General features: G+C 49.7%; 3 protein-coding genes. All 3 read right to left on the minus strand.

What is annotated here, in order from left to right:
• Window positions 1-142 precede the first annotated feature (142 nt).
• The gene (locus ACOMG9_RS21005; protein ID WP_494529354.1) at window positions 143-7,792 is read right to left on the minus strand and encodes an AAA family ATPase; all 7,650 of its coding nucleotides are present in this window, start codon (window positions 7,790-7,792) and stop codon (window positions 143-145) included.
• A gap of 145 nt (window positions 7,793-7,937) precedes the next feature.
• A complete protein-coding gene (locus tag ACOMG9_RS21010; RefSeq protein ID WP_448218330.1) occupies window positions 7,938-15,422 on the minus strand; it encodes an AAA family ATPase in 7,485 nt (2,494 codons plus the stop codon).
• A gap of 169 nt (window positions 15,423-15,591) precedes the next feature.
• Window positions 15,592-23,166 carry an AAA family ATPase gene (locus tag ACOMG9_RS21015; RefSeq protein ID WP_494529355.1) on the minus strand — a complete coding sequence of 2,525 codons (7,575 nt, stop codon included), beginning with the start codon at window positions 23,164-23,166 and terminating at the stop codon, window positions 15,592-15,594.
• Between the last annotated feature and the right edge of the window lie 89 nt (window positions 23,167-23,255).

Below are 23,255 nucleotides of genomic sequence, written 5' to 3' on the forward strand. Positions count from 1 at the left end.
GTCGCCATAGCTAAGGCTATGACTCCTCACGCCGCCTTGTCTTAAGGCTCAAATCTCCATGCTCATTGCGGGAGTTAGAAAATACGATTGGTATTACCCGTATCCATCACAAATGGGTTGGTCTTTTGGGATATTGAGGTTGTTAGCTCTCCAATGCGTCAGAAAGCGAATTCAAATTCACGCTGTTCAAAAACTCTTCGGCGATGGTTGTCAGCTCACCGGATTTCAGCAACAGAGCATCGCTGGCGTTTTGCGCTTGCCGTAAGTAAGCATCTTTAACAGATTCCTGGAACTCGTCAGAGCTTCTAATCCAGGTCATCATGGCATACAGCTCTTCTGGTGAGGATGGATCATGAGCGCCATAGTGGCAGCATTTTCCATCATTAGGCCCTTTGACAGCATGAAGCCCCATAGCAGCATCGGCCCAACAATACTTTAAGTAACCGCCTTTCGAGTTTGCCAATCTATACAGGTAGAAACTGAAGGCTTGCTGAATTGACTGAATGCATTTGTTTACTAAATCACTCTGCGGTTCTTGCGCCTCAATCGACAACTCATGGAGCTTCAGAGCAGAGTTATACCTGTTTTCAATCTCAAGCCTTTTTTTCTCATAGTCATTTTTTTCACTTTGATATCGCTTATCAAAAAAGCCGGAGTGCCTGCATTCTCTATAACTATGTTCTTTCTTCAGTGCTTCCATATCATCGTCAAATTGTTTTTTGATCTGATTATATTGATTGATTTTTGCAAGAAGCGGCTTCAGGTTGTCCGGGTCGCTGGGAATCATTCGTTGCAACAGAGCTTCAACCTTTTTATACATCGTTGTGTCGTTCCAGTATGGTTGCCCCAGGATAATCACCGGACGTTGGTTCGCCCTGACCGAGCTTAACTGCTCAAACGCGGGATCATGTGCCAGCAATCTTTCTATATTTGGAATACCCTCAGGTTGGTGTGTCCAGGATTTTTGCAAAGACGAGCTGGCAATTTTACCTTGAAGGAATGGCGAACCCCCATCATGACTGCGAGAGACGAGTGAGGCATACTTTTTATTCTTTTGGAAGTTGCTATAAAAGAATTGCCAACGGTGGTTGTTTTTTTCCCTTGACAATAATTCCTCATACCATTGTTTCAGGCAATGACTGGCATCAGCCTTCAGTTCATCGACGCTTTTCAGACGGACCAATAGCTTATGATGTTCAATTTTCTCCTGCCCCTGGAATATTATTACCGGCACCAGATCCAGCCAACCCGATTTAAGGGCTTCACCGGCAAATTGAATCACCGAACGTTTGCTTAAGTCACTGACGTTCAGTATTTTCACTATTGATCTCAACCAATACTCAGGGTTTGCTTCGTCCTGAACAATCATTTTTACATAGAGTGATTTGAGTTGATTAGAGACCTGATCTTCATCACTGTCAGACAATATTTGTATTACGGCTTCCGTCATTGGATTATATCTTCGATTATTTTCGCCATAAACATTACCGATCAAATCCAGCGCTGAATTTAGGTTCAATACTTTTGTCTTTAGTAATAAGATCGAGACACCCATGGAAAAGCTGGCCAAATCTTTTTTCTTCCAAAGCTTCAGTACCATTTCGAAAGGTTTCAGATTGGTTTCTAACCATGCAGTGTTTGTCTTATGGGCTTTTTTTAGCGCCTTCTGGCTAATCTCCAAAACATCAGCCAGAGCTTGCTGTTGTGCTGAATCAGCACCTTTCAGAAGATTGTTAATGTTAATCTTGTTTGGCCAGCGGCTGGAACTACCGGCCTTGCTGCTGTACTGGAAGTCAGGTGCGATTTCTGTATACTCGACAGGCGCTCCGCCCAAATTCACTGACTCCCAGGTTTGGCCTCCATCCACGGAATACTCACCAAAGGCGTGCTTGGGGCTCTCAATTTGCCGACTGGGAATCCCGAAATAGCGACAAAAAGCAACAAAAACAGGCGCACGATGACGACAGCTACCTTGCCGATTTGTTACCAGGTATCGAAAGAAATTTTCACTCTCATCTGGTTTAGCGATACCAGAGAACTCTTTGCAATACTCCGTGATTGCGTTAATTCGTTGCCTGATGTTTTTAGCGTCTATTATTTTGCGCAACGGTGCCTGTATTTTGGCGGGTTGTTCGTTGATGTTATCAAACAGTTCCTTCAGTACGGACTTAATGCCTTCTGAACACTGGACGTCAAAAAAGACTTCTTTAGCAGCCGTTTTTCCGCCCGGCTTTCGGGGTTCTACGACATAAGTACACTGAAAACTCTGGTAGGCTTTGGCCAGAGGAATAAACAGTGTATGAAGCCCGGTGTATTGGTCCCGGGTCAGTTTAAATGGCACATTAGGTTCTAAACGCAAGGCCACGATAGTGTCACTGGCCGTCAGGCTGGGTAAGGGACACTGACCATTCCTTGGTGATACCTCAAGGGTCCCCAGCGTTTGATCTCTGGTTAATATCACTTCCTGGTCTTTCCCTGGCAACCGTTTAGGAGTGAGGGTTTCGACCCCCAGAAAGTGTTTGCCATCAAGATCGATCTGTTTGATTTCACCCCCGGCGGTGACACGAATATCTTTTGCCTCCCAGCGATACATACTAGGGTGATGCTGCGTATTAAAAACTTTTTGAAGCTTAGTCCCTGAATTATCCCGATCCTCATAGTTCGTTCTTCGATCCAATGCCCGAGCTTTTTCTTCCTCGACTTCTGGATTGTAGGGTTCAGGAGCCTCATCACCGCTAATGGCTGATGCTTCCTTAATAAAATCGTTTACCAAACGGTTCGGCAGAGCGCTGATCTGATGCCAAAATGCGGGCCAGCATTGAAGGTCACGGGAGTTCCATGCCCGTATCTGCTTATTAGCCTCCTTAAGATAAGGCTTGCAGTCCCACATTTTCAGTGTTTGTGCCTGTTCTTTGGTCAGGGGAAATACGCTATTAGCGTCCACTTCGGTAAGGCTAAAATCATCAGCGAACCACCGTTGCTGCCAGTGTCTGTAAAGTGCCTGTGTGAAAATATCGTCCGACTGATCCGGATTCAGGGAAAGACCGGATGCCTGCCATTTTTTCTGAGCCACCATCCTGATGAGCTCCGTTTTGGTTTCCTCTTCAATCGGACGAGTCTTGATACGAATTTCATGGTTTTTTTCATCAACACCGTTGAGATGACTGTTTCGAATCAACCACGGACGATCAATGTTCGATACCGTCTGATTGAACCATTGGCAAAGTCCGGAATTAAATTCACTTTTCCTCATGGCAACGGCGGATGACCCGGGCAGTTCCTCCAGCGATAGTTTGGCGGCCATCAGATAAAGCCGGTAGTGCTGATCGAGGCATTGATGAACGGCTTTTTCGCTAAAATCGCCACCTCTGGTGATGGCCCTGGCAGCATTCTGTAAATCAAGGCTGGTCGGTTGTAATGGCAGTTTTTTGCCTTGCAGGTGAGCCCTTAAACGACAATGTTTTTCTGTCAGCTTTATAGCGGCTGATGTCCCTTGTGAGGACTCTGGCAACACTTTTTCGGCAATGGTCTGTAATTCTGTCGGGTTGTACTGCCGGATGGGCAAATGTCGAAAACGTCCTTTCAGTGCCGGCGATAAGGGTTTTCGCCCGCTGTACTCAGGCGGGTTGATGGTGGCAAACAGGTGGAAGCCGGGATGGGCGTCACCGGCCAGAATATCGTTTAACTCACCTTCCAGATGCTGGCTGTCGATCAGATTCATTTCCGAAATCACCACGATGCCGCCATCGTCTTTTGCCTTCTGGATCTTTTCGCACAGTTTGTCCCAGGAACAATCACAGGCATTCAGGTAATGGACTTCCGGCATGGATTCTTGCCGTTGTTCAGCCTGCTTTCTGACACTTTCAATCACCAGGTTCAGCGTGGCATCCTTGCCCCGCCCCGCCGGACCTTCAATCAGTGTCGCCTGACGACCGCCGTGTTTTCTGTCGTGATGATAAGCCTGCTGACAGCGGCTTAAATCCTGTCCAAGTCGTTGCGCCAGTTCACGGACTGCCGATCCGGAGGTATCAAAGTCTGGTCGGATTTTTTCGCTGACTGTACTGAAGGTCTGCTGCATTTCCTGCAGGGTCTTGTTATGAACTCTGTCGCTCAGGGTGTTCTCCGGTTCGTAGCGGGCAGCAAACCAGACTTCCAGTGCCGACAGGGCGTCCTGATGTGTTTCGGTGATTTCAGGGCCCAGTACATCCCGAAAACTGTGTTGTATCAAACTGTTTATTTGCCCACAGGTCACACTGCCGCGAGCGGGCTGAGCACGATCCAGATACCAACCCACCCAACTGCAGATGTCTGTTAAATCCCTGGGGGTAAACTCATGGTCGGGCAAGAGTTCCTGATAATATTGCCAGAGCGTCATCACACTGTTGCTGGCACTGTGTGCAATGTCGTTTATTTGCTGCTCCGTCAGATGCTCTCGTAAATGCTTGACCAGAGCCGGTTCCACCACCCGGTCCCGAAGGAATGCCTGATCCAGGCGAGGGTAGTAAGCCCTGGGTAGTTTCTCTTTCAGGGCCGGGTCCATTTGGCGCCCGGCGTAATGATCCGGGTTGCCGGTGAGAATCACCCGGTGTTTCAGGCTGACCTTGACAGGATGACCATTCACATAGATGCAGGGTTGCGGTTCCCATAAGCCGTTCAATGACGCCAGTAATCCGGCTTGGGCCAGGTTGGCTTCATCCAGAACCAGGGTAATGTACTCTCCGTCTTTGTCGGATTTGGTATTGGCCCATTCCATCAACGCCCGGTTTTGCTCCACCATATAGCGATCGCCATCGGCATGTTGTTGCCACTGCCAGCGTTTCATCAGGGTCTGTTCGCTGTCGGAAGGTCCAAGGGAAATGACTGAAGCTTGTCCCGAAGCCCTGGCCATTTTGGCAGAAAAGTAACTTTTCCCGGTGCCGGTTTCTCCCTGCAGGAACAGAACGGGAGAGTCCGTTAGCCGGTCATGGAGTCGGGACAATCGACGGCTTTCACGATCTTTCTGACCTATCTCGCCGTGATAAAGATCCCTGGCCAGTGCTGACAAAGGCATATCAGTGGAGACCGTCCATTTCAATGATTCAGACAGCCGAAGTACTATACGATCAATGCCTTCTGCCTCAGAATTCGCCATTCTGGCCATGTAAAAACAATCGCTGGCCAGCGCCTGAATGGCATCGGACCGGGTCTGCCCCGATGGCAAGTTTAACAGCCAGTCAGAAGCCAGCGCATCCTGCAAACGTTTAATCTGTCTTGATGGCCTGATAGCTAACGATTGATGGGTCTTTGCAGCTGCCGGACGGACTTTCAACTGGCAGGCCATTGCACCTCGTTTTTCTTCAGACGTATGGGCTACGATCAGGGCACAGAGCCTGTCCAGAACTTCTTCCTGATCCCATTCCAGAGATGAGTCTTGACAAGAGAGTTTTGACTGTTTAAAGACTGTCGGGTCAAAGGCTCTGATCAGAGGCCACAGATTCTCCTTCACAAACTCTCTATCTAACGACAGGGCACTTTTGATGATGGTGTTCAAGCGATCCGGGTCTACCGAGGCGGTTTGATTCTCATCTGGCAATAGCTGCCGACAAACCACTTTCATAAAATCACGCACAGACGGATGCTGCCGGGTACCATGGGTGATAACGCTGTTGATGGCCTTGCGCCAGTGGCGGGGTAAAAGCCTTAAGGACTGGTCAACCTGCTGTGCCCGCCGGGCCGCCAGTATCAGGTTATTTAATAACCCTTCGGTTATTTCAGGCAAAGGGTTACACAGGTGGGCGGGTACGGTTTTAAAGGCTTCGTAAAGTTCATTAAGTGCTTGTTCAGGCAGTTCAGTCTGCGGTATTTCATACCTGGAGGCAGTGATATCCCAGAGATCGATCTCGGGACAGGGTTTACCTGTGGCAAGCATCAAGCTCAATAATGAAGAGGGACTTTTTGCAGACTCAGGCCAGAGCACCGTGACGCGAGCTTTTGGGTAGGCCTGTAATTGACCATTCACCAACAGAGGCTGTCCTGCAATCAGGGGTTCCAGCAGTTGCTGAAGCGCTGGACTACGCTCGAGTCCCAGGAATACCAACGGCTTGCCAGCGGTTAACGCCTCCTGCAATTTACTCTGGCGTCGTCCAAAATACGCCTTTTGTTCCGAGGTGATATGGATATTATCAAATAGCTGGCTGAAGCTGGTCTGTTCATTAACCTGAATGACCAGAGGTGTTTGCGGCTGCTGATTGATCCAGTGTCTGACCTGGGCATGTTGCTGATAAGTGAAGGTATCAATGGCAGCCTGATCGCTGACTTTTTTCGGTAACCCGGGCAATGAATGCTCATCGTGCTCTGTCAGTCCCAGAGCTTTTGGTTGTCCTTTTACATGGGCCACCTGAAGCCGGGGCTCCAGGCCGGTCGTTTCGCTAATGGTCTGCAGCGAGCCCAGCAAACGAAACCAGTTTTCCTCATTGAGGGGAGACGTAACGGTGACGGCACCGCCCGCCTGAACCTGTTCCAACAGACAGCTGTTAGGGACTGCATAGCCTTCCGGGGCGATGGCAATCGGGCTCAGCCATTCCCTGATATTACTTTCGTTAATAATGATCGGATTTTGTGGTGGTTGCTCTTGAACAAGTCCTTCGTCTTGTTTGTCATCTTGTTTTTCTATAGAGCAGGACAGGTTTTGGAACAGTGAACAAAGCTCGTCACTCCCTACCGGCATCTGATAAAACTGAACATTGTCGGGTAACCGACAGACCTTGCCATTGCTCTCAAAGCACTGCTGCGCCAGCATTTGCCGAATCGTCTGTTCAAAGGCCAGATCCTGCCAGTTGGCCCCTTTCAGAATCACCCGCTGTCCGGCCTTCAATAACTCGAGCTTGCCGGGGAGGTGCTGGATTCGTCCCTGTTTATCTACGCCAGGGCCGCCCAGCAGCAACTGTCGCCAGTGACTGTGCAGGTGACAGTCAATAACAAGGGTATTGTCATCATCCATGGTGCTTTCAGCGAAGCGTTCCGCCAATACCGGAGGCACCTCGTCGGCGTCCATTGCCGGAGCATTGCCGGTTTGTGCTTCGAACTGCCAGGTATTGCCCGGTCGATTAATTCGCCGCCAGAAATCAGCACCGGGTGCGTCGGCCCCCGGTGCATCGGCCCCCGGTGCGTCGGCCCCCGGTACATCTTCACGCTGGCCAACCGATGCCAGCTGCTCAGGGTCTGCCACCACCAACAGAGCAACATGTTCGCCCAGAGAGCGTTTATTCTGGCTGACTTTGTCGTATAGACAGGGATTATTCGGGTCCAGCAGGTCGTTAAATTTTGGCAGATCCTCGCTAGACAGCTTTCGGATATCCAGCACCAGAGTCATGGGCTGTGAACCTTCAAACAGCTTGCCCGAACCCAGGGTGTGGCGACCGTCGCCGGAAATGCTCAAGCGGGTCACCAGGTTAGCCTGAGAGAGATCATCAGGATGGGCAATAAGGGTGACATCCCGATGTTCATCGCAAGTCTTGGCAACCAGAAGCTTTCGAAGCTCATCATCACTGGTGACAAAACGAAAATCGAAGGCATGAGGGGCCTTATGGTGTGAAGAATCCGTTGGGGCTACGATTCTGGCTTTGTCAGGAAAGTTTACCGAAGGTGATGATTCATTGACTGTGGAAGCGATACCAGAGCAAGCCTTTATAATCTTTGATGGTAAACCCTGCTTTGCTCTCTTGCCTGGTACTGCGCTATCAGGCACGTCACTGACAGGCACGTCACCAAGAGTAACGGGGTTGTTTTTTTCCACACCAATACGACTATCCATAGCTAATCTCCCTACTGCCATCTGAAGGATTAAATTGAAACTGTTTAATTATTTGACCGTAAGATAGGACTAAAGTTCCGCTTGAAAAGTTAGCCGTAACGATTGATGGAAATCTTTCTAAAAATTCATCATGACCAAAGGGTTATCAGCTCTTCAATGCGTCATAAATCGAATTCAAATTCACGCTGTTTACAAACTCTTCGGCGATAATTGTCAGCTCGACGGATTTCAGCACCAGAGCATCGCTGGCGTTGTACGCATGCCGTAAGCAGGCATCTTCAACACTTCCCTGGAACTCGTAAGAGCTATGAATCCAGGACATCATGGCATACAGCTCTCCCGGTGAGGATGGATCGTGAGCGCCATGGTGGTCGCTGCTTTTATAAGGCCCGATGACAGCGTCAGCCCAACAATACTTTAAGTAACCGCCTTTCGAGTTTGCCAGTCCATACAGGTAATAACTGAAGGCCTGCTGAATTGCCTGAGTGCATTTGTTTTTTAAATCACTTTCCAGCCTTCGCTCCTCATCCGACGGCTCCAGGTCGTCCGGGCTGTTGGCAATAATTCGCTGCAACAGGGCTTCGACCTTTTTATTCAACATTGTGTCGTCCCAGGAAGGTTGCCCCATGATAATCACCGGACGGTGGTTCGCCTTGAACGAGCTCAACTGCTCAAACGCCGGGTCATGTACCAACATTCGTTCTATATTCGGAATACCCTCGGGTTCGTCTGTCCAGGATTTTTGCAAAGACAAGCTGGCAATTCTACTTTGCAGGAATGGCGAAACCCCGTCATGACTATGAGTGACGAGCAAGACATACTTTTTCTTTATTTGGAAGTCGCTATATAGGAACTGCCAGATATGGCTATTTTTTTCCCTGGAGAATGACTCCTTATACCAGTGTTTCAGACAACGGCTGGCATCAACCTTCAGTTCATCGACGCTTTCCAGACGCAGCAATAGCTGATGATGTTTAACTGTCTTCTTAATTTGGTATTTTTCTAATGGCAATAGATTCAGCCAACCCGATTTCAGGGCTTCACTGGCAAATTGAATAACCGAACGTTTGGTCAAGTCACTGCCATTGAGTATTTTCACTATTGAATTCAACCAGGCGAGCGGCTCTGCTCCGCCATGAACAATCATTTTTAAATAGAGTGATTTAAGTTGATCAGAGACCTGGTCCTCATCACTGTCGGACAATATTTGCATTACGGCTTCCGACATCGGATTATCTCCTCGCCAATCTATATTACCGATCAATGCCTGCTCGACATAGTCTGATTTGTCTCTCTCCAGCGACTCCAGGATTGAGACACCCATGGAAAAGCCGGCCAAATCTTTTTTCCTCCAAAGCCTCACTACTAATTTGAAAGGTGTCAGATTGGCTTCTAACAATGCAGTGTTTGCCTCAAGGGCTTTTTTCAGCTCCTCCAGGCTCATTCCCAGGGCTTTAGCTATAGCTTCCTGTTGTGCTAAATCAGCTCCTTCCAGGAGATCCCTGATTTTCTTTGAATTGGTGCCGGAACCGCTGATCCGCTTGCTGGGCTGGAAGTCAGGCCAGATTTCTATTGCCTCAACAGGTGCCCCGCCCAAATCCACTGGCTCCCAGGTTTGACCGCTGTCTATGGAACATTCTGCAAAGGCGTGGTTTTTGTTAGCAATTAGCCGACATGGAATCTCAAAATAACGGCAAAGAGCAACAAAAACAGGCGCACGATGACGACAGCTCCCCTGCCGCTGTGTTACCAGGAATTGAAACAAATTTTTATTATCCTCTGGCATATCACCACCGGAAAACCCCAAGCAATAGTCCTTGATCGCCTCAATGCGCTGCCTGCTGTTTTTAGCGTTTTTTATTGTCTGCAAAGGCGCCTGTACTTTGGTTGGCTGCAGGTCAATTCGGGTAAATACTTTTTTCAGTACTGCTTCCATACCTTCTGAACAGCGGACGTCAAACCGTGTTGATTGTGCGGGTCGGACTTTTTCAGCAAGTGTTTTTTCACCCGCTTCTCTGTGTTCTACGACATAAGCAAATTGAATAGTCTGGTTATCTTCGGCCTTCGCAACATAGAGTGTATGGAGCCCGGCATATCGGTCCTTGATCAGGGTAAATGGCAATGCTGGTGTTATGCGCAGGGCCACGATTCGGTCGTCAGGCTTCAGGTCGGGCAAGGCATATCGACAAGTGTTCGATGGCTGCTCAAAGGTCGCCAGCGTCTGATCGCTGGCTAATGTCACTTCCTGGTCAGGTTCCGGTAACCGACCCGGTATGATGACTTCGGCTCCCTGCATGTGACGATCATTAATATCGATCCATTTGATGTCGCCCGCAGCAGATACAAAAATATCTCTTGCCCGCCACCGATAATGAGCGGGAAAAAAGTCCTTAGTGTCAAAAATCATATAACGCTTGATTTTTGGTTTACTCTTGTTCTGGTAGTCCGTCATGCGGTCCAATGTTGGAGCCTCTTTTTCGAGGGCTTCGGGATTGTATTTTTCATAGGCCTTATCACTGTCAATAGCCAATGCCTGGTAAACAGACTGTGGCTCAGGGTTGGTACTTTGATGCAATGTCGGCGCCTGTTTCTCGCTGACTTTTGACATGTCTTGTGGTGTTTCGTTAATAAAATCATCGACCAGATGTTTCGGCAGATCACTGATCTGATGCCAGAACAGAGGCCAACATTGTGCACCATCGACGCTCCATGCACTGATTCGCCGATCAGCCTCAAGAAAATAAGGCTGGTTAGCTGATAAAATCAGCGTCAGTTTCTGTTCTTTCGTCATGGAAAATACGCTATCTGCGTGCACGCCGGTGTGGCCAAAATTATGATTAAACCAGCTTTGCTGCCAGTGTCGGTAAAGTGTCTGGGTGAGTATGTCGTCCGAGTCATAGGGCCTCATTGGAAGGCCTGATGACCGCCACTTTGCCCGAGCCACGCTCTTGATGATTTCCGTTCTGGCTTCCTGTTCATCCAGCTCAGTGTTAACACGGATTTCATGTTTTTTTTCATCAACACTGCTGAGATGACTGCTTCGTATCAACCATGGACGATCAATGTTCGGTACTGTCTGATTGAACCAATGGCAAAGTCCGGAATTAAATTCACATTTCCCCATGGCAAGAGCCGAAGAGCCGGGCAGTTCCTCCAGCGATAGGTTGACGGCCATCAGATAAAGCCGGTAGTGCTGATTGAGGCATTGATGAACGGCTTTTTCGCTAAAATCGCCACCTCTGTTGATAGCCCTGGCAACATTCTGTAAATCAAGGCTGGTGGGTTGCAATGGCAATTTTTTGCTTTGCAGGTAAGCCCTTAAAAGACAATGTTTTTCTGTTAGCTGTTTAGCGACGAATGTGCCTTCTGAGGACTCTGGCAACACTTTTTCGGCAATGGTCTGTAATTCTGCCGGGTTGTACTGCCGAATGGGCAGATGTCGAAAACGTCCTTTCAGTGCCGGTGACAAGGGTTTTCGCCCGCTGTACTCAGGCGGGTTGATGGTGGCAAACAGGTGGAAACCCGGATGGGCGTCACCGGCCAGAATATCGTTTAACTCACCTTCCAGGTGCTGGCTGTCGATCAGATTCATTTCCGAAATCACCACGATGCCACCCTGCACTTTGGCTTTCTGGATCGCTTCACACACTTTATCCCAGGAACAATCACAGGCATTCAGGTAAAAGGCTTCCGGCATCAATTCTTGCCGTTCTTCAGCCTGCTGTTTGACACTTGCAATCACCAGGTTCAGCGTGGCATCTTTACCTCGCCCGGCCGGGCCTTCAATCAGTGTCGCCTGACGGCCGCCGTGTTTTATCTTGCGATGATAAGCCTGCTGACAGCGGCTTAAATCCTGTCCAATTCGTTCTACCAGCTCAAAGACTGCCGCTCCGGAGGTATCAAAGTCTGGTCGTATTTTTTGGGTAACTGTTCTGAAGGTCTGCTGAATATCTGACAGGGTCTTGTTACGAACCCTGTCGCTCAGGGTGTTCTCCGGCTGGTAACGGGCAGCAAACCAGCTTTCCAGTGCTGACAGGGCATCCTGATTTGTTTCGGTGATTTCAGGGCCCAGTAGATCCCGAAAACTTTGTTGGATCAAAGCGTTCATTTGCTTGCCGGTAACCGTCTCACCGGTGGATAACGAACGATCCAGATACCAACCCACCCAACTGCAGATATCGGTTAAATCCCTGGGGGTAAACTCATGGTCTGGCAGCAGTTCCTGATAATATTGCCACAGCACCATCAGACTCCCGGTGGCACTCTGCGCAATCCTGCTGGTTTGAGAATCCGGCAGATGCCGTTGTAACTGATTGAGCAGAGCCGGTTCCACCACTCTGTCCCTAAGGAAAGCCTGGTCCAGACGTGGGTAGTAAGCCCTGGGCAGCTTCTCTTTCAGGGCCGGGTCCATTTGCCGCCCGGCGTAATGATCAGGGTTACCGGTGAGAATCACCCGGTGTTTTGGACTGACCTTGACAGGATGACCATTGACATAGATGCAGGGTTCCGGTTCCCACAGGCCGTTCAATGACGCCAGTAATCCGGCTTTGGCCAAATTAGCCTCATCCAGCAACAGGGTGATGTATTCTCCATCTTTGTCGGATTCGGTATTGGCCCATGCCATTAGCGCCCGGTTTTGCTGCGCCATAGAGCGATCGCCATCGGTATGCTCTTGCCACTGCCAGCGTTTCATCAGGGTCTGTTCGCTGTCGGAAGGTCCAAGGGAAATGACCTCAGCCAGTCCTGAAGCGTTCGCCATTTTGGCGGAAAAGTAACTTTTTCCGGTGCCGGTTTCCCCCTGCAGGAAGATAACGGGAGAGTCCGTAAGCCGGTCATGGAGTCGGGATAATCGACGGCTTTCACGATCTCTCTGGCTTATCTCGCCGTGATAAAGATCCCGGGCCAGTGCTGACAAAGGATTATCAGCGGAACCCGTCCACTCCAGTGATTCAGGCAGACGATTTTCTATCTCTTCAATACCTGCTGTGACCGTATTCGCGGTTCTGGCAATATGAAAACAATCGCTGGCCAGAGCCTGAATAGCATCGGATCGGATCTGACCAGACGCAAGGTTTAACTGCCATCCGCAAGCCAGCGCATCTTGCAAACGTTTAATCTGTCTTGATGGCCTGATGGTTAACGATTGAAAGGTCTCTGTTGCTGCCGGATCGACTTTCAACTGGCAGGCCATTGCGTCTTGTTGTTCTGCAGACGTATGGGCTACGATCAGGGCACAGAGCCCGTCCAGAATTTCTTCTACATCCCATTCCGGACATGAACTTTGATAGTAGAGTTTTGCTTGCTTAAAGATTTTCGGGTCAGAGGCTCTGGCCAGTGGCCAGAGGTTCTGCTTTAGAAACTCTCGGTTTAAGTGCGGGGCACTATTGATGACTTCATTTAACTGGTCCGGATCTACCGAGGCGGTTTGATCCTCATCCGGCTTCCCATGAGCATCTGGCATCTTATCCGGTAACAACTGCCAACAAACCACTTTCATAAAATCACGGACGGACGAATTCTGCCGGGTGCCATGGGTGATGACACTATTGATGGCCTTGCGCCAGTGGCGGGGCAGGAACTCTGGGGACTGGTCAACCTGCTGTGCCCGTCGGGCCGCCAGTATCAGGTTATTCAATAACCCTTCAGTTATTTCAGGCAAAGGGTTACACAGGTGGGCGGGTACGGTTTTAAAGGCTTCGTAAAGTTCATTAAGTGCTTGTTCAGGCAGTTCAGTCCGCGATATCTCATACCTGGAGGCAGTGATATCCCAGAGATCGATCCCGGGACAGGGCTTGCCTGTGGCAAGCATCAAGTTCAATACTGATGAGGGGCTTTTTGCAGACTCAGGCCAGAGCAGTGTGACGCGAGCTTTTGGGTAGGCCTGTAATTGACCATTCACGAGCAGAGGTTGTCCCACAACCAGAGGTTCCAGCAGTTGCTGAAGCGCTGGACTACGCTCGAGTCCCAGGAATACCACCGGCTCGCCAGCGGTTAATGCCTCCTGCAATTTACTCTGGCGTCGTCCAAAATACGCCTTTTGTTCCGAGGTGATATGGATATTATCAAATAGCTGGCTGAAGCCTGTCTGTTCATTGACCTGGATGACCAGAGGTGTTTGCGGCTGCTGATTGATCCAGTGTCTGACCTGGGCATGTTGCTGATAAGTGACGCTGTCAATGGCAGCCTGATCGCTGACTTTTTTCGGTAACTGAACGCTCCCGGGTAAAGGGTGCTTATCGCTTTCTTTCAATCCCAGGGCTTCCGGTTGCCGTCTTGAATGAGCCACCCGGAGCCGGGGCTCCAGGCCAGTGGTTTCGCGAATAGTCTGCAGTGAGCCCAGCAAACGAAACCAGTTTTCCTCATTGAGGGGAGACGTAACAGTGACAGCACCGCCCGCCTGAACCTGTTCCAACAGACAGTTGTTAGGGACTGCATAGCCTTCCGGGGCGATGGCAATCGGGCTCAGCCATTCCCTGATATTACTCTCGTTAATGATGATCGGATTTTGTGGTGGTTGCTCCTGATCAGATCCTTTGTCGTCTTGTTTTTCTAGAGAGCAGGACAGGCTCTGGAATAGTGAACGAAGCTCTTCATTCCCTACCGGCATCTGATAAAAGTGAACATTGTCGGGTAGCTGACAGACCTTGCCATTGCTCTCAAAACATTGCTGCGCCAGCATTTGCCGAATCGTCTGTTCAAAGGCCAGATCCTGCCAGTTGGCCCCTTTCAGAATCACCCGTTGTCCGGCCTTCAATAACTCGAGCCTGCCGGGGAGGTGCTGGATTCGTCCCTGTTTATCTACGCCAGGGCCACCCAGCAGCAACTGTCGCCAGTGACTGTGCAGGTGACAGTTGATAACAAGGGTATTGCCATCATCCATGGCGCCTTCAGCGGAGAGTTCCGCCAATACAGGAGGCACCTGGTCGATGTCCATTGCCGAAGCATTGCCGCTCTGTGCGTCGAACTGCCAGGTATTGAACGGTCGGTTAATTCGCCGCCAGAAATCAGCACCGGGTGCATCTTCACGCTGGCCAACCGATGCCAGCTGGTCAGGGTCTGCCAGCACCAGCAGAGCAACGTGTTCGCCCAGAGGGCATTTCTGCTGGCTGACTTTGTCGTACAGGCAGGGGTTATCGGGGTCCAGCAGATCGTTAAATTTTGGCAGATCCTCGCTGTTGAGATTTCGGATATCCAGCACCAGAGTCATGGGCTGTGAACCTTCAAACAGCTTGCCCGAACCCAGCGTGTGGCGACCGTCGCCGGAAATGCTCAAGCGGGTCACCAGGTTAGCCTGTGACAGGTCATCGGGGTGGGAAATAAGAGTGACATCCCGATGTTCATCGCAGGTCCGGGCAAGCAGAAGCTGTCGAATCTCATCATCACTGGCGACAAAACGAAAATCGAAGTCACGAGGAGCCCCGGGGAGCGAGGAATTCGTTGAGGATACGCTTCTCGCCTTGTGAGGCGACGAAATCAGTGGTGACGATACCTTGAGCCTGGCAGTGACATCAGAGCAGATCTCAACATCATTTGCCGGTAATGCCAGCTTTGGTTTTTTGGCTGGTACGATATTGTCAGACGCGCCATTATCAAGAACCGATTTGTTTATTTCCCTGATCCTAACATCCACTATTAATCTCCTTTCCTGACGTCCCTTGAAGGATTGCATTGAAACTGATTAATCGTTTGACCTTAGGATGAGATTAAAGTTCCATTTTAACTGTTGCCCCTCTGTAGGGTTGTCCAGCCTCCTTCGCGGGAATGACGGGAGTGAAGCACTCAACATGAGCAAACGGTTATCAGGTATCCAAAGCATCACAAAGCGAACTCAAATTCAGGCTGTTTAAAAACTCTTCGACAATTTTTGTCAGTTCATTGGTTTTGAGAATCAGGGCGTTACTGAGGTTATGTGTTTGCCGCAAGTGGTCATCCCTAATAGCTTCCTGCGACCAGTCAGAGCTCTTGATTAAAGACATCATGGCATACAGTTCTCCTGGTGAGGATGGAGCATGAGCACCACAGTGGCCATCATCGTCTTCCGCCAGGATGAAAGCATCGGCCCAACAATAGGTTAAGCCCCCCCCTTTCGAATGTGTCATTTCATACAAGTAATAAATGAAGGCCTGTTGAATCGCTTTCCGGCATTGGTCTTTTAAGTCAGACACCAGAACTTTGTCCCTGAATGGTACCTCAAGGGACTTCAGGATGGGTTGGTACTTGTTGATGATATCAAGCCTTTCTTTCTGACTATCCGTTGCTTTCAGAGCATTAAAGCATCGTCGATCCATTGCTTCATATTGATTGATTTTTTCCAATATCTGTTTCAAGTCCGGGCTTTTCTCAAGTTTCCGTTGAAACAGGGCTTCAGCCTTTTCATTAATCACTTTGCTGTTCAGTGAGATGTTCCCCAGGATAATCACCGGACGGTAGTTGCCTTTGCCCGAGTTTAACTGCACAAAGGCAGGGTTGTGCAACAGCAGTCGTTCTATATTCGGAACGCCCTCGGGTTTGTCCGTCCAGGCAATCTCGACGGATAGACTGGCCATTACATTTTTAAGGAATGGCGAATGCCCGTTATGAGGATCAGTGATGAAGAAGGCATTCTCTTTTCTCTCCTGGAAGGTTTCATAAGTTGATTGCCATTGCTGGTTATTTTTTTCCCCGGACATCACCACCTGATACCACTTTTTCAGGCAATGAGCGGCTTTAGTGTTCAGTTCTTCGACCTCTTCCAGACGCATCAAGAGTTTATGATGTTCAACGGCCGTCATAACATATTTGCTATAGGTCGGCACTGGATCCAGCCAACCCGATTCCAGGGCTTCACGGGCAAAGTGAATAACTGAAGGACGGGTCAAATCACTGTTTGCCAATACGTCCACTATTGAGCACAACCACTGGTCAGGGCTTGTTCCGGCCTGGTCGATCATTTTTGAATGGAGTGACTTGAGTAGTTCAGTGACCTGATCTTCATCACTGTTGGACAATATTGGTTTGAGTGCCTCCGACATTGGTTTATAGGGGGGTCTTCCGCCGCCAATCACTTTACCGACCAATGCTTTATCGTCCTCGCTCAATACTTCTGTCTCCAACGACTGCAAGATTGAGACGCCCATGGCAAAACCGGTTAACTCTTTTTCCTCCCAGAGGTTCTTTACTATTTCGAAAGTACTCAGATTTTTTTTTGGCAAGGCATGGTCTGTCTCAAGGGTTTTGTTCAGTTCCTCGAGGCTTATACCATAGGCTTTGGCCAGAGTTTGTAGTTGTGCTAAATCAGCGTCTTTCAGGACATTCTTCAGGAGATTCGTAGCCTTCCTTAACTCAGTGCCAGAGCTACTGACCCACCTGGTGGGCTGGAATTCAGGTGTGATTTCAGTTACCTCTTCAGGTGCTCCGCCCAAGTCCACTGACTCCCAGGTTTGGCCTCTATCCAGGGAACACTCCGCAAAGGAATGGATACGATTATTCATTTGCCGACACGGAATGCCAAAATAACGACAAAAAGCAATGAAAACAGGTACACGATGACGACAGCTCCCTTGACGCCGTGTTACGAGGAAGTGAAAGAAATTTTTATTGCGCTCTGGTGTGGCAGCACCGGAGAATCCTCGGCAATAATCCTTGATCGCCTCAATGCGTTGCGTCGTGTTTTTAGCACTTTTTATTTTCTGCAAAGGCTCCTGCACTTCTTGTGGTTGTTCTTCAATCTCCGTGAGCACTCCCTCCATTACTGTTTTCATACCTTTCGAACAGCGGACGTCAAAACGTGTTGATTGTGCTGGTCGGACTTCTTCAGTACGTGTTTTTTTGCCCGCTTTTCCGGACTCTACGACATAAGCAAATTTAATGCTCTGGTTGATTCTGGACTTTGGAATAGAAACTGTGTGAAGGCCGGTATAACGATCTCTGAACAGAGTAAATGGCAACTCGGGTTTCATGCGCAGGGCTACGATATAGTCGTTGAATGTGAGGCAGGGCAAGGCATATTGACCATTTCTTGATTTCACCACCAAGGTCGCCAGGGTCTGGTCACTGGCTAATGTCACTTCCTGGTCATGCTCTGATAAACGGGCAGGTATGAGAACGTCGACCCCTTGCATCTGTAGATCATTAATATTGATCTGCTGGATATCGCCCTGGGCAGACACATAAATATCCTTTGCCCACCACCGATAATTCGCGGAAGAATGGCTCTGCATATTAAAAATCATATGATCGTCAACGGGTAGCTTCCCCTGAATTTCATAGTCGGTATTCTGGTCCAATGTCCGAGCCGGATCTGGTTTATGGTTTTTTCTCTGAGCCAATGCTGGTGCCTGTTTCTCGTGGACTTGTGGCAGGGATTGCCCGGAAGCCTTATCACCAACAACAGCTGAGGTTTTGTTAATATAATCGCTAACAAAATGGTTCAGCAGATCCCTGATCTGATGCCAGAACTCAGGCCAACACCGAACGTCATCGGCTTTCCACGCCCTTATCCGCAAATCAGCCTCCTGAAGATAAGGCTGGTTAATTGATATTTTCAGCGTGTGTATCTCTTCTTCGGTCGGGGAAAATACGCTACTGGCTTCCACACCCATCTGGCCAAACACACGATCAAACCAGCATTGTTGCCAGTGTCGGTAAAGTGCCCGGGTGAGAATATCGTCCGACTTATCGGGGTTCAGGGAAAGACCGGATGCCTGCCACCTTGCCTTAGCCACCATCCTGATTATTTCTGTTTTGGCTTCCTCTTCAATCAGATCAGAGTCGATATGAATTTCATGTTTTTTTTCATCAACACTGTTGCGATCACTGCTTCTTATCAACCATGGACGACTAATACCAGGTACCACCTGGTTGAACCATTGGCAAAGCCCGGAATGAATTGCTCCTTTGCTCATGGCAAGAGCCGTTGACTCGGGCAGTTCCTTCAGCGATAGGTTGGCGGCCATCAGATAAAGCCGGTAGTGCTGAGTAAGACATTGATGAACGGCTTTTTCGGTAAAATTGCCCCTTCTGTTGATAGCCCTGGCAACATTCTGTAAATCGAGGCTGGTGGGCTGCAATGGCAGGTTTTTCCGTTGCAGGTAAGCCCTTAAACGACAATGTTTTTCAGTCAACATTTTAGCCACGGTTTTTCCCTGCTCGTTTTCTGGCAAGACTTTCCCGGCAATGGTCTGTAATTCGGTCGGGTTATACTGCCGGATCGGCACATTTCGAAAACGTCCTTTCAGTGCCGGTGATAAGGGTTTTCGCCCGCTGTACTCAGGCGGGTTGATGGTGGCAAACAGGTGAAAGCCGGGATGAGCGTCTCCGGCCAGAATATTGTTTAACTCCCCTTCCAGGTGCTGGCTGTCCATCAGATTCATTTCTGAAATGATTACGATGCCGCCATCGACTTTTGCTTTCTGGATCGCTTCACACACTTTGTCCCAGGAACAATCACAGGCGTTCAGGGGAAAGACCTTTGGCATGGTTTCTCCCCGTTCTTCAGCTTGCTGTTTGACACTTTTGATCAGCAGGTTCAGGGTGGCATCCTTACCACGTCCGGCCGGGCCTTCAATCAGCGTTGCCTGACGACCGCTGTGTTTTATCTTGCGATGATAAGCCTGCTGACAGCGGCTTAAATCCTGTGCCAGCTGTTGCACCAACTCAATGATTGCCGATCCGGAGGTATCAAACTCAGGTCGGATTTCTTTGGTTAATGTTCTGAAGTCCTGCAGAATATCTGGCAGGGTGTGGTTATGAACTCTGTCGCGCAGGGTGTTGTCCGGGTGGCAGCAGGCAGCAAACCATATTTCCAGTGCCGAAAGGGCATCCTGTTGAGTCTCGCTGATTTCGGGACCCAGTAGATCCCGGAAACTTTGCTGGATCAAACTGTTCACTTGCTCACAGCTAACACGGTCGTCTTTGGATAACGCGCGATCCAGATACCAGCCCACCCAGCTGCAGATGTCGGTTAAATCCCTGGGGGTAAACTCATGTCCGGGCAACAGCTCCTGATAATATTGCCAGAGTGCCATCACACTCTTGCTGGCCCTGTGTGCAATGTCGTTTATTTGCTGCTCCAGCAAATGCCGTTGTAAATGCCTGACCAGAGCCGGTTCCACCACCCTGTCCCGAAGGAATGCCTGATCCAGGCGTGGGTAGTAAGCTCTGGACAGTTTCTCTTTCAGGGTCGGGTCCATTTGGCGCCCGGCGTAATGATCCGGGTTGCCGGTGAGAATCGCCCGGTGTTTTTCGCTGACCCTGACAGGATGACCATTGACGTAAATGCAGGGTTGCGGTTCCCATAAGCCGTTCAATGATGCCAGCAATCCGGTTTGGGTCAGGTTGGCTTCATCCAGAACCAGGGTGATGTATTCAGCGTCTTTGTCGGATTCGGTACTGGCCCATTCCATCAACGCCCGGTTTTGCTGCACCATAGAGCGGTCGCCGTCGGCGTGTTCCTGCCACTGCCACTGTTTCATCAGGGTCTGTTCACTGTCAGAAGGACCAAGGGAAATGACTGAAGCTTGTCCCGAAGCCCTGGCCATTTTGGCAGAAAAGTAACTTTTCCCGGTGCCGGTTTCTCCCTGCAGGAAGATAACGGGAGAGTCCGTAAGCCGGTCGTGGAGCCGGGATAAGCGACGACTTTCACGATCTTTCTGACTTATCTCGCCGTGATAAAGATCCCGGGCCAGTGCTGACAGGGGCATATCAGCGGAACCCTGCCATTCCAGTGATTCAGAGAGTCGATGTTTTATACGTTCAATGCCTTCAGCCTCCGCATTCGCTGTTCTGGACATGTGAAAACAATCGCTGGCCAGCGCGTGAATGGCATCGGATCGGGTCTGCCCCGATGGCAGAAGTAACAGCCAGCCAGAAGCCAGTGCATCTTGCAAACGTTTAATCTGTCTGGCTGGTCTGATGGCTAGGGATTGCCAGGGTTCCGCTTCCACAAGATCGACTTTCAACTGATACGCTAATGCATCTCGTTTTTGCTCAGGCCCATGGGCCACGATTATGGTACAGAGCCTGTTCAGAATCTCTTTTGCACCCCTTTGTCGAAATGGATTTTCGTAGGTCAGTTGTAATTCTTTAAATCCAGTGTCCTTAAATACTGCCGGATCAAAGGCTCGGGCCAGTGGCCACAGGTTCTGCCTGACAAACTTTCTATCCAGTCGTGGGGCGCTATTGATAATGGCAGCTAACTGATCCGGGTCTACCGAGGCGGCTTGATCCTCATCCGTCGTCTTATCCGGTAACAAGTGCCAACAAGCCACTTTCATAAAATCCCGTACTGACGGATGCTGCCGGGTACCATGGGTGATGAGGCTATTGATGGCCTTGCGCCAGTGGCGGGGCAGGAGCTGTAGAGAGTGGTCAACCTGCTGTGCCCGGCGGGCAGCCAGTATCAGGTTATTCAGTAAACCTGCGGTCATTTCAGGCAGAGGGCTACAAAGGTGGACAGGTACGGTTTTAAAGGCTTTGTAAAGCTGTTTAAGCGCTTGTTCTGGCAGTTCAGTCCGGGCGATATCATACTTGCGGGCATTGATATCCCAGAGATCGACCTCAGGACACGGCTCACCCGTGGTGACCGTCGCATGAAATATTGAAGAGGGGCTTTTCACAGACTCAGGCCAGAGTATTGTCACACGAGCTTTTGGATAGTCTTGCAACTGGCCATTCAGCAACAGAGGTTGCCCAACAATCAGGGGTTCCAGAAGCTGCTGAAGCGTTGGATTGTTTTCCAGTCCCAGCAATATAACTGGCTTGCCAGCGGTTAATGCCTCCTGCAACTTAGTCTGACGGTGTCCAAAATGGGCCTTTTGTTCCGAGGTGATATGGATATTATCAAATAGCTGGCTGAAGCTGGTCTGTTCACTGACCTGAATGACCAGAGGTGAATCCAGCTGCTTATTGATCCAATGACTGGCCTGGGCAGATTGCTGATAAGTGAGGGTACTGAAGGCGATCTGATCTTTGTTTTTTTCCTGTGGGCAGGGCAGAGAGACCTCGTCCTTTTCTGTCAACCCCAGGACTTTCGGCTGATGTTTTGAATCAGCCACCTGAAGTCGGGGCTCCAGGCCGGTGGTCTCGAGAATCGCCTGCAGTGAACCCAGCAAGCGAAACCAGAGTGCCTCAGTGAGGAGAGACGTTACGGTGACTGATCCCCCCGCCCGAATCTGCTCCAACAGTTGGGTGTTAGGGACTGCATAGCCTTCCGGGGCAATGGCAATGGGACTCAGCCATTGGGCAATATTACTCTGGTTGATGATGATGGGGTTGCGTGATGCTTGTTCTTTTTCAAGAGAAGGGGACAGACTGAAAAACAGTGAACGAAGCTCGTTATCTCCCACCGGCATCTGATAAAACTGAACATTGTCGGGTAATGAACAGATCTTGCCATTGCTCTCAAAACACTTCTGAGCCAGCATCTGACGAATCGTCTGTTCAAAGGCCAGATCTTCCCAGTTGGCTCCTTTCAGAATCACCCGCTGTCCGGCCCTTAATGATTCAAGCTTGCCGGGGATGTGCTGGATTCGCCCCTGTTTGTCCACCCCGAGTCCACCCAGCAGTAACTGTCGCCAGTGACTGTGGAGGTGGCAGTCAATTAAAACGGTGTTGTCGTCTTCCGTAGTACTTTTGGCACTGGTGAATTCAGGCACTACTGGAGGAACCTCGTCGATGCTCATTGATGAGTCATTGCCGGTCTGAGTGTCGAACTGCCAGGTATTGTCCGGTCGATTAATTCGTCGCCAGAAATCAGCGCCAGGCGCGTCGTCACGCCTGCCAACCGATGTCAGCTGTGCAGGGTCTGCCACGACCAGCAGAGAAACATGTTCACCCAGAGGGCGTTTCTCCCGGTTGACTTTGTCGAACAGACAGGGGTTATCCGGGTCCAGCAGATCGTTAAATTTGGGCAGTTCATTGCCGGTGAGTTTTCGGATATCAATGACCAGGGTCAGTGGCTTTGAACTTTCAAAGAGCTTGCCTGAACGCAGAGTGTGGCGACCCTCTTTGGAAATGCTCAACCGGGTCACCAGATTAGCCTGTGAGAGGTCATCGGGGTGGGAAATAAGGGAGACATCCCGATTTTTATCGCTGGTCCGGGCAACTAAAAGCTGTCGAACTTCATCATCACTGGCGACAAAACGAAAATCGAAGGCACAAGGGGTTTTTGGGAGCGAGAAATCTGTCGCGGAAACGATTCTTGCCTTGTCAGGAAAGGTTGTCGAAGGTAATGATTTATTGAGTTTGGAGGTGATAACAGGGCTGACCTTTGTAATCTTTAACGGTAAATTCTGCTCTGCTCTGCTGGCTGGCTCGCCGCTCTTTTCGCCGCTCTCAGACACGGCAATATCAAGAAAAGAGTTGTTGTTAATTTTCTCACCAATACGACCATCCATAGCCAATCTCCCAACTGCTATCTGAAGAACTGAATTGAAGTTGTTTGGTAGTTTGACCTTTAGGCAATACGAAAGTTCACTTTTGACAG

The sequence above is a fragment of the Endozoicomonas sp. PH6C genome (genome assembly GCF_059322965.1).

Bases quoted from the DNA above. Each gene is read 5' to 3' on its own strand.
- ACOMG9_RS21005 (WP_494529354.1), bottom strand. From the start codon at position 7,792: ATGGATAGTCGTATTGGTGTGGAAAAAAACAACCCCGTTACTCTTGGT.
- ACOMG9_RS21015 (WP_494529355.1), bottom strand. From the start codon at position 23,166: ATGGATGGTCGTATTGGTGAGAAAATTAACAACAACTCTTTTCTTGAT.